This is a genomic window from Microbacterium sp. B19(2022), from assembly GCF_012030385.1.
Taxonomy (GTDB): domain Bacteria; phylum Actinomycetota; class Actinomycetes; order Actinomycetales; family Microbacteriaceae; genus Microbacterium; species Microbacterium oxydans_B.
This window is the reverse complement of record NZ_JAAUVO010000019.1, coordinates 14,392-29,823: the sequence shown is the minus strand read 5'-3', so window position 1 is coordinate 29,823 and position 15,432 is coordinate 14,392. Positions and strand designations below refer to the sequence as shown.

Annotated in this window: 13 protein-coding genes and 1 riboswitch; all 13 genes read left to right on the top strand. The window is 69.7% G+C overall.

Features of this window, described 5'->3' with window-relative positions; translation table 11 throughout:
- Nucleotides 1-47: 47 nt before the first annotated feature.
- Nucleotides 48-860, top strand: a complete 813-nt coding sequence (locus HCX50_RS15830) for a TrmH family RNA methyltransferase (protein WP_091030501.1) — start codon at nucleotides 48-50, stop codon at nucleotides 858-860.
- Nucleotides 861-895: 35 nt separating this feature from the next.
- Nucleotides 896-1,567, top strand: a complete 672-nt coding sequence (locus HCX50_RS15825) for a response regulator transcription factor (RefSeq protein WP_167635009.1) — start codon at nucleotides 896-898, stop codon at nucleotides 1,565-1,567.
- Between the two features lie 3 nt (nucleotides 1,568-1,570).
- Nucleotides 1,571-2,947, top strand: coding sequence for a sensor histidine kinase (locus HCX50_RS15820; protein ID WP_167635008.1), 1,377 nt, complete (start codon nucleotides 1,571-1,573; stop codon nucleotides 2,945-2,947).
- Nucleotides 2,944-3,906, top strand: a complete 963-nt coding sequence (locus HCX50_RS15815; RefSeq protein WP_091030410.1) for a TAXI family TRAP transporter solute-binding subunit — start codon at nucleotides 2,944-2,946, stop codon at nucleotides 3,904-3,906. The genes HCX50_RS15820 and HCX50_RS15815 overlap by 4 nt, the downstream gene beginning before the upstream one ends.
- 255 nt (nucleotides 3,907-4,161) lie before the next feature.
- Nucleotides 4,162-4,908 (top strand): amino acid ABC transporter ATP-binding protein, encoded by a 747-nt coding sequence (locus HCX50_RS15810; RefSeq protein WP_167635047.1) that lies wholly within the window; start codon nucleotides 4,162-4,164, stop codon nucleotides 4,906-4,908.
- A 48-nt stretch (nucleotides 4,909-4,956) separates the two neighbouring features.
- Entirely contained in the window at nucleotides 4,957-5,871 is a 915-nt protein-coding gene (locus tag HCX50_RS15805; RefSeq protein WP_091030413.1) for a glutamate ABC transporter substrate-binding protein, read from the top strand.
- Nucleotides 5,872-5,952: 81 nt separating this feature from the next.
- Nucleotides 5,953-6,600, top strand: a complete 648-nt coding sequence (locus HCX50_RS15800) for an amino acid ABC transporter permease (RefSeq protein ID WP_091030416.1) — start codon at nucleotides 5,953-5,955, stop codon at nucleotides 6,598-6,600.
- Nucleotides 6,597-7,499, top strand: coding sequence for an amino acid ABC transporter permease (locus HCX50_RS15795; RefSeq protein ID WP_167635007.1), 903 nt, complete (start codon nucleotides 6,597-6,599; stop codon nucleotides 7,497-7,499). Before HCX50_RS15800 ends, HCX50_RS15795 begins: the two co-directional genes overlap by 4 nt.
- Nucleotides 7,500-7,541: 42 nt before the next feature.
- A complete protein-coding gene (gene pheS, locus HCX50_RS15790) occupies nucleotides 7,542-8,582 on the top strand; it encodes a phenylalanine--tRNA ligase subunit alpha (RefSeq protein WP_167635006.1) in 1,041 nt (346 codons plus the stop codon).
- Nucleotides 8,582-11,092, top strand: a complete 2,511-nt coding sequence (gene pheT / locus HCX50_RS15785; protein ID WP_091030424.1) for a phenylalanine--tRNA ligase subunit beta — start codon at nucleotides 8,582-8,584, stop codon at nucleotides 11,090-11,092. Before pheS ends, pheT begins: the two co-directional genes overlap by 1 nt.
- 106 nt (nucleotides 11,093-11,198) lie before the next feature.
- Nucleotides 11,199-12,161, top strand: a complete 963-nt coding sequence (locus tag HCX50_RS15780; RefSeq protein WP_091030428.1) for an NAD-dependent epimerase/dehydratase family protein — start codon at nucleotides 11,199-11,201, stop codon at nucleotides 12,159-12,161.
- Between the two features lie 6 nt (nucleotides 12,162-12,167).
- A riboswitch (TPP riboswitch) is annotated at nucleotides 12,168-12,261 on the top strand.
- The gene (gene thiM / locus HCX50_RS15775; protein ID WP_167635005.1) at nucleotides 12,252-13,100 is read left to right on the top strand and encodes a hydroxyethylthiazole kinase; all 849 of its coding nucleotides are present in this window, start codon (nucleotides 12,252-12,254) and stop codon (nucleotides 13,098-13,100) included. Its footprint overlaps the riboswitch before it by 10 nt.
- Nucleotides 13,097-15,247 (top strand): bifunctional hydroxymethylpyrimidine kinase/phosphomethylpyrimidine kinase, encoded by a 2,151-nt coding sequence (locus HCX50_RS15770; protein WP_167635004.1) that lies wholly within the window; start codon nucleotides 13,097-13,099, stop codon nucleotides 15,245-15,247. Before thiM ends, HCX50_RS15770 begins: the two co-directional genes overlap by 4 nt.
- Nucleotides 15,248-15,432: the final 185 nt, after the last annotated feature.

Genomic DNA, 15,432 nt, shown 5'->3' with positions numbered 1-15,432 from the left:
CGCCCGTTTCGCGTATCCGGCGTCCGCGGTGACCCTAGACTGTGAACGTGCTGGAGAACCCCCGTTCGCCCCGAGTCCGTGCCGTCGCGAAGCTGACCAAGCGCAGTGCGCGAACCGAGACGGGCCTGTTCCTGCTGGAAGGTCCGCAGTCGGTGCGTGAGGCGCTCACGTACCGCCCGGAGGCGATCGTCGAGCTGTTCGCGACGCCGAGCGGGTGGGAGAAGCATCCGGACATCCGCGCGAAGGCCGCCGACGCCGACATCGATGTCGAGTACGTCACCGAGTACGTGCTGAACGCGATGGCCGACACCGTCACTCCGCAGGGCCTCGTCGCCGTCGTCCAGCAGACCCCGACCTCGGTGCGCGACATCTTCGATGCCTCGCCGCGTCTCGTGGCCATCTGCGAAGAGGTGCGCGATCCCGGGAACCTCGGCACGATCATCCGGGCGGCCGATGCGGCGGGCGCGGATGCCGTCGTGCTGACCGGTCGTACCGTCGATCCCTACAACCCGAAGGTCGTGCGTGCCACGACCGGCTCGCTGTTCCACCTCCCGGTTTCGGTCGGGGGAGACCTCGCCGACGTCGTGAAGCGCGCGCATGCCGCAGGTCTGCGCATCCTGGCGGCCGACGTGAAGGGCGACGACCTGCTGGAGGCGCGGGCGGAGGGCGTGCTCGCCGAGCCGACCGGATGGCTCTTCGGCAACGAGGCGCGTGGTCTGGAAGACGATGCTCTCGCCCTGGCCGACCAGGTGCTGCGGCTGCCGATCTTCGGCAAGGCCGAGTCCCTCAACTTGGCGACCGCTGCCAGCGTGTGCCTGTACGAGAGCGCCTTCGCGCAGCGGGCGACGTCTGTCGGCTGACATCCGGCCGACGAAGGAAGCGGGTAGCAGGGTCGATGAGGATTCTGATCGTCGAAGACGACGACCGTGTCGCTGCGGCGCTCGAAGCGTTCCTCGCGCGGTCGGGCTATGCGACGGTGCGCGCCTGCGATGGGGCCTCGGCGCTGGATCTCCTCGGCGCCGACACCGAGGTTGTGCTCCTCGACCTGGGGCTCCCCGACGTGGACGGCGTCGACCTGTGCCGTCGTATCCGTGGACGCTCCGAGGTTCCGATCATGATCGTGACCGCGCGCAACCAGGTCGCCGAGCGCATCAAGGGACTGCGCGCCGGCGCCGACGACTTCGTGGTCAAGCCCTACGACGTGCATGAGCTTCTGGCCAGGATCGAGGCTGTGACCCGGCGCTCACGGCCGATGCGACCGGAGTCCGACGCGCGGGTACGGCTCCTCGGGGGCTCACTGGAGATCGACCTCGTCGGGAGGCAGGTGCTGGTCGACGGTGTGCCGATCGAGCTCACCCGCAAGGAGTTCGACATCATCGCGGTGCTCGCGCGCTATCCCGGGGTGGCGGTTCCCAAGGAGCGTCTCATCCGCGAGGTGTGGAACACGGACTGGCGGGGCTTCGGGCATTCCCTCGAGGTGCACGTCGGGGCGATCAGGAAGAAGACCCGATCCCGTGGTGTGATCGAGACCGTGCGCGGAGTCGGCTACCGCCTCGTGGGGTCCTGAGTCATGCGTCGGCGTCTGGTCATCGTCTTCCTCGTGCCGCTCGTGGTCATCCTCGTCGCCCTCGGCGGTGCGGCCGGATGGAGTGCGGCACAGAGCGTGCAGCAGTCCTTCTATGCCCAACAGCTCGGTGACCTCGGCTACTTCGTCACGAGCGCGCGTCAGTCGCTGCGTTCCGGCAGCTCGACGGTGATCGACGCCGAGGTCGACCGCTTCGAGGAGGTGTATGGCATCGAGGTGACGGTGTTCGATCTCGGTGGTGCGCCCTGGGCGGCGGGGGAGCACGGCTCGGCCGTGCTCGCGGAGGAGGACGCGGAGCGGGTGCGGCTGGCACTCTCCGGGCGACGCGCCGAGCAACCGGCGGCCGTGTTCCCCTGGACGGTGGCGGATGCCGCGCTGGCGGAGCCGGTCTTCGACGACGGCGACGTGATCGGGGCCGTGCTGGTCGCCGGAGACGTCGATGCCCCGCGGGCCGCGATCGCGCAGCAGCTTCTGGTCATCTCGGCCATAGCCCTCGTGCTGATCGCGCTGGGCGTGCTGCTCGTCTTCCGGCTCGCTCGATGGGTGCTGTCGCCGGTGAGGCGGCTGGACGAGGCGATGGTGGCCATCGAGCGGGGGGAGATGGACGCGCGTGTCCCCGAGGATGCGGGACCACCGGAGCTCCGTCGCATGGCCCAGGTCTTCAACGGCATGGCCGACCAGATCGAGCGCGTCATGACGCGGCAGCAGGAGTTCGCGCTCAATGCCTCGCACGAGTTGCGCAACCCGCTCAACGCGCTGCTCCTGCGCGTGGAGCACCTCGCGACCGGGCTCGGCCGGGAATGGCGCGACGATGTGGAAGAGACGAGGGAGGAGGGGCGCCGGATGACGCGGATCCTCGAGACGCTGCTCGGTCTCGCACGAGGCGGGCGCGCGGACACCACGATCTCCGCCGTCGACCTCGCGACGCTGTCTGCTCGCCGTCTCGACGCCTGGCGCGACGTGGCCGGGCAGCGGGGGATCGCCCTGCGTTCGACGGGGGAGCCGTCGGTGATGAGCGTGACCGACCGCACGGTCGTGGAGAGCGCGCTGGACGCGGTGATCGACAATGCCGTGAAGTTCTCGCCGGACGGCGCGTGGATCGGCATCGGCGCGCATCGCGAGGGCGACGTCTGCCGGATCACGGTCCGCGATCAGGGTCCGGGGCTGAGCGCCGAGCAGGCGGCGGCGGCGACCGACAGGTTCTGGCGGAGCGCCGAGAGCGCGGACACGCCGGGCTCCGGGCTCGGGCTCGCGATCGCGAGCGACCTGCTGGCGACGGTCGGCGGCGAGGTGGCGGTGGCAGCGGCCGACGGCGGCGGGCTCGAGGTCGTGCTGCTGCTCCCCGACAGGACGACTCCATGACGGCCGTGGCGCGGCGGGTGATCGCCGGAATCCTCTCGGTCATGATGGTCGGGGCGCTCGTCGCCTGCAGCCAGCGCGCGAGCGAGTGGACCGACGCCGAATACGCGATCGCGGCCGGCGGCTCCACGGGCGTCTATTACGACTACGGCACCCATCTCGCCGACGAGCTCTCTGCCGGACTGGACATCAGAATCGTGGGGCAGGAGACAGCCGGGTCTGTGGACAACCTGCTGCGTGTGGACTCCGGCGAGGCGCTGATCGGCTTCGCGCAGGGCGATGCGGCAGCCGATGCGGTGGCGGGAACCGGTGCCTTCGACGAGCCCCTTCAGGTACGCGCTCTGGCGCGTCTCTACGACGAGTACGTGCAGGTCGTGGTGCGTGGCGACTCCGATGTGATGAGCCTCCCCGATCTCGCGGGGCGGACGGTCTCCCTCGGTGCCGAGAACTCCGGGGTGAACGTGATCGCGGCTCGCGTGCTCGACGCCGCCGGTGTCGGCATCGGGTCTCTCCGTGATCCCCAGCTCGACCTCGGCGAGTCGATCGCAGCGATGGAGCGCGGCGAGATCGACGGCTTCTTCTGGGTGGGCGGGCTGCCGACACCGGGAATCGCGGCGCTCTCGCAGACGACATCCGTGCGCCTGCTCCCGATCGAGCAGGACTGGGTGAACGAGGTGAACGACCGGTACTCGGATGCCTATCGACCCGCCGATGTGCCCGCCGGCACCTACGGCATCGCCGCCTCGGCGCCGACCATGGCCGTCCCGAACTATCTCGTCACGAGCTCCTCGACCCCGGACGGGGTCGCGCACGACATCCTGACCGGACTGTTCGATGCCCGCCTGCGGATCGCAGGGGAGGTTCCGACCGCCGCGCTGCTGGATCGTCGATCGGCGATCTTCACCGGCCCGGTCCCGCTGCATCCGGGCGCGGTCGAGTACTACCGGGACCTGCGCGGCTGACTGCTCAAGAAATCCTCAAGAAGTCTGACACCGGGCCGGAGGCTCTGCCAGTGTGATGTCGATCGCGCGCGATCGGATCCTGCAGCTCAGCTGTCGCTGGGGGTGAGGCCGCAGGACGATCCCGCGGCCCGTGGGGGCGGGCCGTGGGGTACCCATGCAAAGCAGCATTGGTACCGCGATCAGGTGATTACGAACGTGTAAATCTCACCGAGGCGCCTGGAGACCCGCGTCCGACGTGGCTAGTTTGGAGAAATGATGACCTCTGATACACCCCTCGTCGTGGTCGAGAACGTCCAGAAGCACTACGGAGATTTCCAAGCTCTCGCCGACATCGACCTCACGGTCAACTCGGGCGAGGTCGTCGTCGTGATCGGCCCGTCCGGCTCCGGCAAGTCGACCCTGTGTCGCACGATCAACCGGCTCGAGACGATCACCAGCGGCACGATCCGGATCGACGGCAAAGAGCTCCCCGCTGAGGGCAAGGGCCTCGCCCACCTCCGTGCGGACGTCGGCATGGTGTTCCAGTCCTTCAACCTGTTCGCCCACCTCACGATCCTCGAGAACGTGACCCTGGGGCCGATGAAGGTCCGCGGCCTCAAGAAGGCGGATGCCGAGAAGGAGGCGATGATCCTGCTCGAGCGCGTCGGCGTCGCACAGCAGGCATCCAAGCTCCCGGCGCAGCTCTCCGGTGGCCAGCAGCAGCGCGTGGCGATCGCCCGGGCGCTCGCGATGCAGCCCAAGGTCATGCTCTTCGACGAGCCGACCAGCGCGCTCGACCCCGAGATGATCAACGAGGTCCTCGACGTGATGGTCGAGCTGGCCCACGAGGGCATGACCATGATCGTCGTTACGCACGAGATGGGCTTCGCGCGGAAGGCGGCCGACCGCGTGGTCTTCATGGCCGACGGGCGGATCGTGGAGGAGGCGACTCCGGAGGAGTTCTTCACGAACCCGAAGAGCGACCGTGCCAAGGACTTCCTCTCGAAGCTCCTGACGCACTGACGCCCGATCACACAGACCCTGCACACACAGCACACGAAGGAGACGCACATGCGACGCACACGGACACTGGCAGGCATCGGAATCGCAGCGGTGGCACTGCTCGCGCTCACGGCCTGCAATAGCGGCACGCCGTCGAGCTCGGGAGCCCCGGAAGACGGCGGCGAGGAGGAGACCTCCGGCACGCCGTGGACGGTCCTCGAGGATGTCAGCATCGACGGGAGCCCGACGTTCGATCGGATCTCGTCCTCCGGCACGATCAAGGTCGGAGTGAAGGAAGACCAGCCGGGCCTCGGCTACCTCGACCCGGTCACCGGCGACCGCACCGGCTTCGACGTCGACATCGCCCGCTGGATGGCGGCATCGCTCGGGGTCGACCCGGAGACGATCGAGTTCACGGCGATCGCCTCGGCGAACCGCGAGCAGGCGATCGTGAACGGTGACATCGACTACTACGTCGGCACCTACTCGATCACCGACAAGCGCAAGGAGCAGATCTCCTTCGCCGGCCCCTACTTCCTCACCGGACAGGGCCTGCTCGTCGGCGCCGACAGCGACATCGAGAGCGTGGACGACCTGAACGACTCGACCACGGTCTGCTCCGTGACCGGCTCGACGCCGATCCAGAACATCAACACCAACTACCCGGATGTCCCGACCAAGGAGTACGACACGTACTCGAAGTGCGTCGAGGACCTCAAGAACGGGCAGGTGGATGCCGTCACCACCGACGAGGCGATCCTCATCGGCTACGCGGCTCAGGACCCGGAGAAGCTCAAGGTCGTCGGCGAGCCGTTCAGCGAGGAGCGCTACGGCATCGGCCTCGCCAAGGGCGATGACGCTCTGGCCGAGTACTTCAATACCCAGTTGACCGACGGCGGCGACATCTGGCAGCAGATCTTCGACAACAACCTCGGTGCCTCCGGCGTCAAGGCGACCCAGCCTGAGGTCGACCCGATCGGTTGATCGTGTGGGGGCGGCCGACACCATCGGCCGCCCCCTCCATCAGCAGGGTCATCGCGAGAACACGAATCGACAGGAGCAGCCGTGGGAGTCATCAGCGACCACCTCGATCTCTGGGGTGAAGCACTGTGGGGAACGATCGTGCTGTTCCTGGGCGGCGGCCTCATCGCCCTGGTGCTGGGACTGATCGTGGGAGCGGCCCGGGTCTCCCCGGTGCCGATCGCCCGGGCAGTCGGCGGCATCTACGTGAACTGGATCCGCAACACCCCGCTCACCCTCGTCATGTTCTTCTTCGCGTTCTGCCTGCCGATCCTTCTCGGCGAGCGGGTGAACGCCTTACTGCTGGCGGTCATCGCGCTCGGGCTCTACACGGCGACCTACGTCGCCGAGGCTCTGCGGGCCGGCATCAACACGGTGCCGGTCGGGCAGGCCGAGGCGGCGCGGGCGATCGGCCTCAACTTCGGCCAGGTCATGCGCTACGTCATCCTTCCGCAGGCCACGCGCTCGGTGGTCCCGCCGATGATGAGCGTCCTGATCGCCCTCATGAAGAACACCACGGTGGCGGCCGGCTTCTCGGTCGTCAACCTCGGCACCATCCGCGCGGCACTCAGCGAGCGCGGCGAGAACGCCCTCGTCGTCCTGCTGTGGGTCATGGTCATCTTCGTGGTGTTGGTGCTGCTGCTCGCATGGGTGCAGCGCACGCTCGAGAACAAGTGGAGGATCGCGCGATGAGTTCCGTCCTGTTCGATGTCCCCGGCCCCCGGGCCATCGCCCGCAACCGTCTCATCGGAGTCGCGACGGTCGTCGTCGTCCTCGCCGTGCTCGGCTGGGTCGTGTGGCGGCTGTTCGCCACCGGGCAGTTCACCGCCGAGAAGTGGAACATCTTCACGTTCTCCGCCGTCTGGGTCCGTTTCGGTGAAGGACTGATGGCCACGCTGGCCGCCTTCGGTGCCGCGGGCGTCGGATCGATCATCCTCGGCTTCGTGCTCGGCATCGGTCGTCTCTCGGAGCACGCCTGGGTGCGTGAGCCGGTTCGCTGGATCATCGAGGTGCTCCGGGCCGTGCCCGTCCTCGTGCTGATGATGCTGCTGTACTACGGCCTGCCCGTGCTCGGTGTGAAGATGCCGCCGTACTGGGCGGTCGTCATCGCGCTCATCGTCTACAACGGGTCGGTCCTCGCCGAGGTGCTGCGCGCCGGCATCGAGTCGCTTCCTCGCGGACAGCAGGAAGCGGGTTACGCCATCGGACTGCGCAAGACCGGGGTGATGTACTTCATCCTGATCCCGCAGGCGGTGCGGGCCATGATGCCCGTCATCATCGCGCAGCTCGTCGTCGCGCTGAAGGACACCGCGCTCGGCTTCATCATCACGTACCAGGAACTCCTCTACGTCATCAACCAGATCGGCAACCAGGCGCCCTACGGGTCGCCCCTGATCCCCGCCGCGATCATCGGCGGATCGATGTACGTGGCCGTGTGTCTCCTGCTCTCCTACGTCGCCTACCGTCTGCAGCGTCGCGCCAAGCGCTCGCCGAAGGCCGGACCCGCCGTGCCCGATCCCCGTCAGCACGGCGGCGAGACGAACACCTCGCTCATCGTGCTGCAGGGGGATGGCGCCGAGCCGACGCGCTGATCCGCGAAAGGGACCTGCGCGCCCCCGGTAGACTCGATTCTCGTGTCAGAGTCTCCTGAAATCACCCCGGAAGCGGTCGAAGCCGCTGTCGCCGACGCCCTCGCGGCGATCGCCGCAGCCGCAGACACCGCCGAGCTGAAGGCGGCTCGTGCCGCACATGTCGCGGAGGGTTCGCCGCTCGCGGTCCTGAACGCCTCGATGCGCCAGGTCGCCCCCGAGAACAAGGCCGCGTTCGGCAAGCTCGTGGGCCAGGGGCGCGGGCAGGTGACGCAGGCGCTCGCCGCCAAAGAGGCCGAGCTGTCCGCCGCAGAGGTCGCCGCACGCCTCGAGTCCGAGCGCATCGACATCACCGCCGTGCCCTCGCGCACTCGGGTGGGGGCCCGGCATCCGCTCACGTTGCTCCAGGACCAGGTCTGCGACATCTTCGTCGGCATGGGCTGGGAGATCGCGGAGGGACCGGAGCTGGAGCACGAGTGGTTCAACTTCGACGCCCTGAACTTCGACGTCGACCACCCCGCCCGCCAGGAGCAGGACACGTTCTACGTCGACCCGCCCTCGCGTCACCTCGTGATGCGCACGCACACGAGCCCGGTGCAGGTGCGGTCGATGCTCGACCGTGAGGTGCCGATCTATGTGCTCTGCCCGGGACGGGTGTACCGGACCGACGAGTTCGACGCCACGCACCTGCCGGTGTTCACGCAGTTCGAGGGTCTCGTGATCGACAAGGGCATCACGATGGCGCACCTCAAGGGCACGCTCGATCACTTCGCGAAGCAGCTCTTCGGCCCCGAGGCCGAGACGCGCTTCCGCACCAACTACTTCCCCTTCACCGAGCCCTCCGCCGAGCTCGACCTGTGGCACCCGACCTTCAAGGGCGGCGCGCGCTGGATCGAGTGGGGCGGCTGCGGCATGGTCAACCCGAACGTGCTGCGCGCGGCGGGGATCGACCCCGAGGTGTACAGCGGCTTCGCGTTCGGCATGGGCATCGAGCGGGGACTGATGTTCCGCAGCGACGTGCAGGACATGCGCGACATGGCCGAGGGTGATGTCCGTTTCAGCGAGCAGTTCGGGATGGTGGTGTGATGCGCGTCCCGCTTTCGTGGTTGCGTGAGTACGTCGATCTGGCAGCGGATGCCACGCCCGAGGATGTCCTCGCGGCACTGGTGACCGTCGGCTTCGAAGAGGAGGACGTGCATCGCTTCGAGATCGCAGGTCCCGTCGTCGTCGGGCAGGTCGTCTCGATCGAGGCCGAGCCGCAGTCCAACGGCAAGACCATCAACTGGTGCCAGGTCGATGTGGGCGAGGCGAACGGCGGCATCCGCGGGATCGTCTGCGGCGCGCACAACTTCGTCGCCGGAGACAAGGTCGTCGTCACCCTGCCCGGCGCCGTGTTGCCGGGGCCGTTCCCGATCGCCGCCCGCAAGACCTACGGTCACGTCTCCGACGGCATGATCGCCTCGGCGCGCGAGCTGGGCCTCGGCGACGAGCACAACGGCATCGTCGTGCTCTCCGACCTCGGCATCGACGCGCCCGTCGGTGCCGACGCGATCGCCCTGCTGGGCCTCGACGACGTCGCGGTCGAGATCAACGTCACGCCCGACCGCGGTTATGCCTTCTCTCTGCGCGGTGTCGCCCGCGAGTACGCGCACGCCACGGGGGCGACTTTCCGCGACCCGGCGGAGCGCGACTTCGCGGAGCTGCAGCCCGGCACCGGGCACACCACCGTGGTCGACGACGTCGCCCCCGTGCGCGGCCGTGTCGGTGCGAGTGAGTTCGTGACCCGCGTCGTGCGTGACGTCGACCCCTCGCGTCCGACCCCGCCGTGGATGATCGCGCGGCTCAGCCTCGCGGGCATGCGCTCGCTCGGCATCCTGATCGACATCACCAACTACGTGATGCTCGAGCTGGGGCAGCCGCTGCACGGCTACGACCTCGACAAGCTCGCGGGTGGAATCACGGTCCGCCGTGCCACCCCCGGCGAGAAGATGACCACCCTCGACGGCGTCGAACGCGCTCTGCACGTCGAAGACCTGCTCATCACCGACGGGTCCGGCCCGATCGGTCTGGCCGGCGTCATGGGCGGCGGCACCACCGAGATGAGCGAGACCACGCGGAACGTGCTCATCGAGGCGGCGAACTTCGACCCGATCACGATCGCCCGTACGGCACGTCGGCACAAGCTGCCGAGCGAGGCGTCCAAGCGCTTCGAGCGCGGCGTCGACCCGCTCATCCCGTTCGTGGCCGCGCGCCGGGCCGCCGACCTGATGGTCGAGCTCGCCGGTGGCACTCTGACCGAAGAGGGCGGTGCGCTGTTCGCCGAGGTCTTCGTCGAAGACATCGCGCTCCCGGCGGGCTTCGTGCAGGGACTCATCGGCGTCGACTACACCGACGACGAGATCGCCGGTGCGCTGACCACCATCGGCGCGGACGTCGCCGCTTCGGAGGACGGCTCCGGCTGGACCGTGATCCCGCCGACCTGGCGCCCCGACCTCACCGACAAGTGGACGCTCGCCGAGGAGGTCGCCCGTATCCACGGCCTCGACCGCATTCCCTCCGTGCTGCCGACGCCGCCATCCGGTCGTGGGCTCACCGCACATCAGCAGGGTCGCCGTCGCGTGGCCGACGCCCTCGCGGCCGCCGGTCTGGTCGAGACACCGTCGTTCCCGTTCACGACCGAGGTGCAGAACGACCTCCACGGCTCCGCCTCGGGAGAGCACCTGCCGAGCATCCGCCTGGCGAACCCGCTCGACGGGCAGGCGCCGTTCCTGCGCCGCTCGCTCATCCCTGGCCTGCTGCAGACCGCGCACCGCAACATCTCGCGCGGACTCACCGACCTGGCGATCTTCGAGACGGGTGCCGTGTTCCTCCCGGAGCCGGGTGTCGAGTACGGCACTGACGACGTGCCGCCGCTGGGTGAGCGTCCGTCGGACGAGACACTCGCGGCATTGAACTCCTCGATCCCGCCGCAGCACCGGTTCGTCTCGGCGCTGCTCACGGGCCACGTTGCGCCGCGTCAGCCCGGACGCCCCGCCGAGGCCGCCGGCCTGACCGAGGCGCTGGACGCGGTCCGTGTGATCGCGGCAGCAGCCGGAGTCGAGATCGATGTGATTCAGGCTGAGCGTGCAGCACTGCACCCGGGTCGTACCGGATCGCTGCGTGTGGCCGGTGAAGAGGTCGGCTACGTCGGCGAGCTGCACCCCGCCGTGGCCGAGGATGCTGATCTCCCCGGACGCGCGACCGTGCTCGAGCTCGACCTCGACCGCATCCTGACGCTCGCGGGTGGGCGGGTCGTCGCGGCCTCGCTGTCGACTTTCCCCGCCGCCACCCAGGACGTTTCGCTCACGCTGCCCGCGGAGGTGCCGGCCGCCGACGTGCAGGCCGCACTCGCCGAGGGTGCGGGTGCGCTGCTCGAATCGGTGCGACTGGTGGACGACTACCGCGGCGAAGGTGTGCCGGAAGGCTCGAAGAGCCTGACGTTCGCACTGCGCTTCCGCGCGGACGACCGTACGCTCACGGCAGCCGAGGCCACGGCGGCCAAGCTCGCCGGTGTCGAGGTCGCTGCCCAGCGTTTCGGAGCCGCACTGCGCGACTGAGCGCGACTTCGCTCAAGACGGGCGCCCCGATGGTCGGGGCGCCCGTCTCGCTCTGCTCTGAGCGGAAGGACTTCTTTACGCGTCGGCTTCCTGGTGACATGGGTCCATGACCGACGTGTTGATCCTCGGGGGAACGGGCTGGCTCTCCGGGCGCATCGCTCGCCGATGGCGGGATGCGGGAGCGATGGTGACCTGTCTCGCCCGCGGCGGGAGGCCTGCGCCCGACGGGGCCGTGCTCGTGCGTGGCGACCGCGACGATCCCGCGGCGTACACCGAGCTCGCCCGACGGGACTGGGACCACGTGGTGGATATCTCGTCGCAGGCGTCTCACGCCGTAGCGGCCGTCGACGCTCTCGGAGAGCGAGCCGCGCGATGGACCTACGTGTCCTCCATGTCGGTCTACTCCGACGACGAGACGGTCGGTGCGGACGAGTCGGCTCCGCGGCATCCGCCCGCCCGGCCCGGTGACGAGTACGAGTACGGGGCGCAGAAGGCGGCAGCGGAAGACGCCGTGGGTGCCCTGGGCGATCGTGCGCTCATCGTGCGACCCGGGCTCATCGTGGGCGACGGCGACCCGAGCGATCGATTCGGGTATTGGGCAGCCGCCTTCGCACGGGCGGGTATCGGGCCGGTGCTGCTGCCGCCGCTCGAGGGGAGGAGCGCCCAGGTGATCGACGTGGACGACCTCGCTGACTTCCTCGTCGCGACGACCAGGAGCGGGCCGGTCAACGCCATCGGGGACGGGCATTCCCTCGGCGACGTGCTGCAGGCGGTTCGCGCGGCAGCAGGCCAGACCGGCGAGACCGTCGTCGCCGAGGAGGAGTGGCTCGTCGCACGCGAGGTCGCGCACTGGGCGGGACCGAGATCACTACCGCTGTGGCTGCCGCCGGAGATGACGGGCTTCATGACCCGGTCGAACTCGGCGTACCGCGAAGCGGGTGGTCGGCTGCGCCCTCTGACCGACACCATCCGAGCCGTCGTGGCCGATGAGCGGGCGCGCGGCATCGACCGCGACCGCCGTGCCGGACTCACGCGGGCGGAGGAGTCGGCTCTGCTGGCCGATCGCTAGACTGCGAGCAGTGACACGGGGTGCCGCATCCGCGGCTGAGAACAGACCCGTCGAACCTGATCTAGTTCGTACTAGCGAAGGGATGTCGCGATGAGCGATCTTCTGCGTCCTGATTCCACCACCGATCTCCCCGCCGCCGCCGCGGCCCTGTGGGGGGTGCTGCGCGAGACGCCACCGTTGACCCATTGCATCACCAACACGGTCGTCACCGGGTTCACCGCCAACGTACTGCTCGCGCTCGGCGCTGCGCCCGCCATGGTCGACATCGTCGGAGAGGCCGAGATGTTCGCCGGTGTCGCCTCCGGTGTGCTGATCAACCTGGGGACGCCCACCCCCGAGCAGCGCGCGGCGAGCCTCGAGGCCGTCGCCGGGGCCGCGGCATCCGGAACCCCATGGGTGCTCGATCCGGTCGCGATCGGGGCACTGCCGATCCGCACCGCCTTGGCGCACCGGCTGGCGGAGCAGCGTCCGACGGCGATCCGCGGCAACGCTTCGGAGATCCTCGCGCTCGCCGGCCTCAGCGCCGGTGGTCGCGGAGTGGATGCCACCGACAGCACGGATAGCGCAGCCGACGCGGCCGCTGCTCTCGCGCGACGGACGGGTGCCGTGATCGCCGTGTCTGGTCCGATCGACTTCCTCACCGATGGGGAGCGGGTGCTGCGCCTCGCGAACGGGCACGAGCTGCTGACCAAGGTCACCGGCGGGGGCTGCGCTCTCGGGGCGGTGATGGCGGCATTCCTCGGTGCCGCGCGGAACACCGAGCACGACGCGCTCACGGCCGTCGCCGCCGCGAGCCTCGTGTACACGATCGCGGCCGAGCGCGCCGCCGCGATCGCGACCGGCCCCGGCAGCTTCGCCGTGGCGCTGTTGGACGCCCTCGCCACCGTGGGCCCCGCCGACGTGATCGCGGACGCCCGTGTGGAGGTGGGGGCGCTGTGAACGCCGATCTCTCCCTCTACCTGGTCACCGATCCCACGCTCTGCGGAGACCGCGGCGTCGTCGATACCGTCCGCCGTGCCGTCGACGGGGGCGTGCGCATCGTGCAGCTCCGCGACAAGACCGCATCCGATGCCGAGACGGCCGAGCAGCTGCTTGCCCTGTCGCAGGCCATCGACGGACGCGCACTGCTCGTCGTGAACGACCGACTGGATGCCGCCATCGCCGCCCGCGCCCGCGGTGCACGCGTCGACGGCGTGCACCTGGGGCAGGGGGACGCGTCGGTGCTGCGGGCGCGCGAGGCTCTCGGGCCGGATGCGCTGATCGGCCTCACCGCGAACAGTGCAGCGCACCTCGACGCGGTTCTCGCGTTGCCTGCCGGCACCGTCGACTATCTCGGCGTCGGGGTGATCCGTCCGACCTCGACCAAGCCGGATCACCCCGAGCCCCTCGGCGTGGACGGGTTCCGTGACTTCGTGACGCGCAGCCCGCTCCCGTGCGTGGCGATCGGTGGCGTCGGCATCGACGACACCGAGGCGCTTCGTGAGGCCGGCGCTGCCGGGCTCGCCGTGGTCTCGGCACTGTGCGCGGCCGACGATCCCGCCGAGGCCGCCCGCGAATTCCGGCGACGGTGGCTCGCGGGCTCCGTGCCGCGCGTGCTCAGCATCGCGGGGAGCGACCCATCGGGAGGAGCGGGCGTCCAGGCCGACCTCAAGTCCATCGCCGCGAACGGCGGGTACGGCATGGCCGTCCTCACGGCGCTGACCGCGCAGAACACACAGGGTGTGCGGGCGGTGCATGTGCCGCCGGTGGACTTCCTCCGCGCGCAGCTCGACGCGGTGTCGGACGACATCGTGATCGACGCGGTGAAGATCGGGATGCTCGCCGAGACCGAGGTGATCCGCGCGGTGGGCGAGTGGCTCGACCGGGTGCGTCCGCCTGTCGTCGTGCTCGATCCGGTCATGGTCGCGACCTCGGGGGACCGGCTCCTGTCGCCGGATGCCGAGGCGGAGCTGCGCGGTCTGCTCGGCCGCGCGACGCTGATCACCCCGAATCTCGCCGAGCTCGCGGTGCTGTCCGGCCGTGACATCGTCGACTGGGCGGACGGCATCGTCGCCGCCGAGGAACTGTCGGCCGAGATCGGTGCCGCCGTGCTCGTCAAGGGCGGTCATCTGACAGGCGACGAGGCCCCGGACGCCTTGGTCGACGCGCGGCGCGGGCTGCGTCAGGAGTTCACCGGGCCGCGCATCGTGACGTCGAGCACGCACGGCACGGGCTGCTCGCTCTCTTCGGCCCTGGCCACGCTGCTGGCGCAGGGGAGTGAGCCCGAGGAGGCGGTCCGCGCGGCACGCGCCTGGCTGCGCGAATCCCTCCGCGCGGGGGACGGGCTGCGCGTGGGACGCGGACACGGCCCGATCAGCCACTTCGCCGGACTCTGGGAGCGTGGTGGCACGGCGACGCGACCGGGGTCGACCGACATCGCCGCGGACTGGTGGCAGGAGATCGCCGGCATCCGCGCGGGGATCGACGAGCTGCCGTTCATCCGCGCGCTCGCCGACGGCTCTCTCGAGCGCGCGCCGTTCCTGTCGTTCCTCGCCCAGGACGCGCTGTATCTGCGCGACTATGCCCGGGTGCTGGCCGAAGCCGCCCGCCTCGCGCCGACCTCGGCCGAGCAGGCGTTCTGGGCGGACTCCGCCCACGGTTCGATCGTCGGCGAGCTCGAACTGCACGCGTCGTGGCTGACCCCGTCGCAGGGGGTGAGCGCGGCGACGTTCGCGGCGGAGCCCTCGTCGGCGACGACGGCGTATCTCGATCACCTGCGGTCCGTGGCCTTCGGCGGCGACTACGCCGAGATCGTCGCCGCCGTGCTCCCGTGCTTCTGGCTCTACACCGATCTCGGCCGGCGCCTGCACGCGGGAGAGTTCGGTGAATACGCGACCGATTCGCAGCACCCCTATGCGTCCTGGCTCACGACCTACGCCGATCCCGCCTTCGAGGAGGCGACCCGCGCGGCGATCGGCTACGCGACCGCGGCCGCTGCGGCGGCGGATGACGACACCAGGACGAGGATGCGGCGGGCGTTCGTGTCATCGAGCGCGCATGAGCGTGCCTTCTTCGCCGCTCCGCTGGAGTCGCCGCCCCGCGGATGACAGTCCGGATTTGCGGTGGCTGCCGGGGCCGCGCTACTGTCGCGACATGCCTTCGGCCGCCACCGCTTCTTCGACGCTCGCTCCGAGCGTCATCGCTGTGCGCCGACGCCGCGGCCGCCGACTGTAGGCGACCCCGCCCTCCTGCCTGCGCCCGCGCGGCGGTCGAGAGCCGGTGTCGCCGCCTC

What these genes read in the sequence shown, in the direction of transcription:
- HCX50_RS15795 (WP_167635007.1), top strand. Translation starts at nt 6,597, where the DNA reads ATGAGTTCCGTCCTGTTCGATGTCCCCGGCCCCCGGGCCATCGCCCGC.
- HCX50_RS15825 (WP_167635009.1), top strand. Translation starts at nt 896, where the DNA reads ATGAGGATTCTGATCGTCGAAGACGACGACCGTGTCGCTGCGGCGCTC.
- HCX50_RS15815 (WP_091030410.1), top strand. Translation starts at nt 2,944, where the DNA reads ATGACGGCCGTGGCGCGGCGGGTGATCGCCGGAATCCTCTCGGTCATG.
- HCX50_RS15810 (WP_167635047.1), top strand. Translation starts at nt 4,162, where the DNA reads ATGACCTCTGATACACCCCTCGTCGTGGTCGAGAACGTCCAGAAGCAC.
- HCX50_RS15780 (WP_091030428.1), top strand. Translation starts at nt 11,199, where the DNA reads ATGACCGACGTGTTGATCCTCGGGGGAACGGGCTGGCTCTCCGGGCGC.
- HCX50_RS15805 (WP_091030413.1), top strand. Translation starts at nt 4,957, where the DNA reads ATGCGACGCACACGGACACTGGCAGGCATCGGAATCGCAGCGGTGGCA.
- HCX50_RS15820 (WP_167635008.1), top strand. Translation starts at nt 1,571, where the DNA reads ATGCGTCGGCGTCTGGTCATCGTCTTCCTCGTGCCGCTCGTGGTCATC.
- pheT (WP_091030424.1), top strand. Translation starts at nt 8,582, where the DNA reads ATGCGCGTCCCGCTTTCGTGGTTGCGTGAGTACGTCGATCTGGCAGCG.
- thiM (WP_167635005.1), top strand. Translation starts at nt 12,252, where the DNA reads ATGAGCGATCTTCTGCGTCCTGATTCCACCACCGATCTCCCCGCCGCC.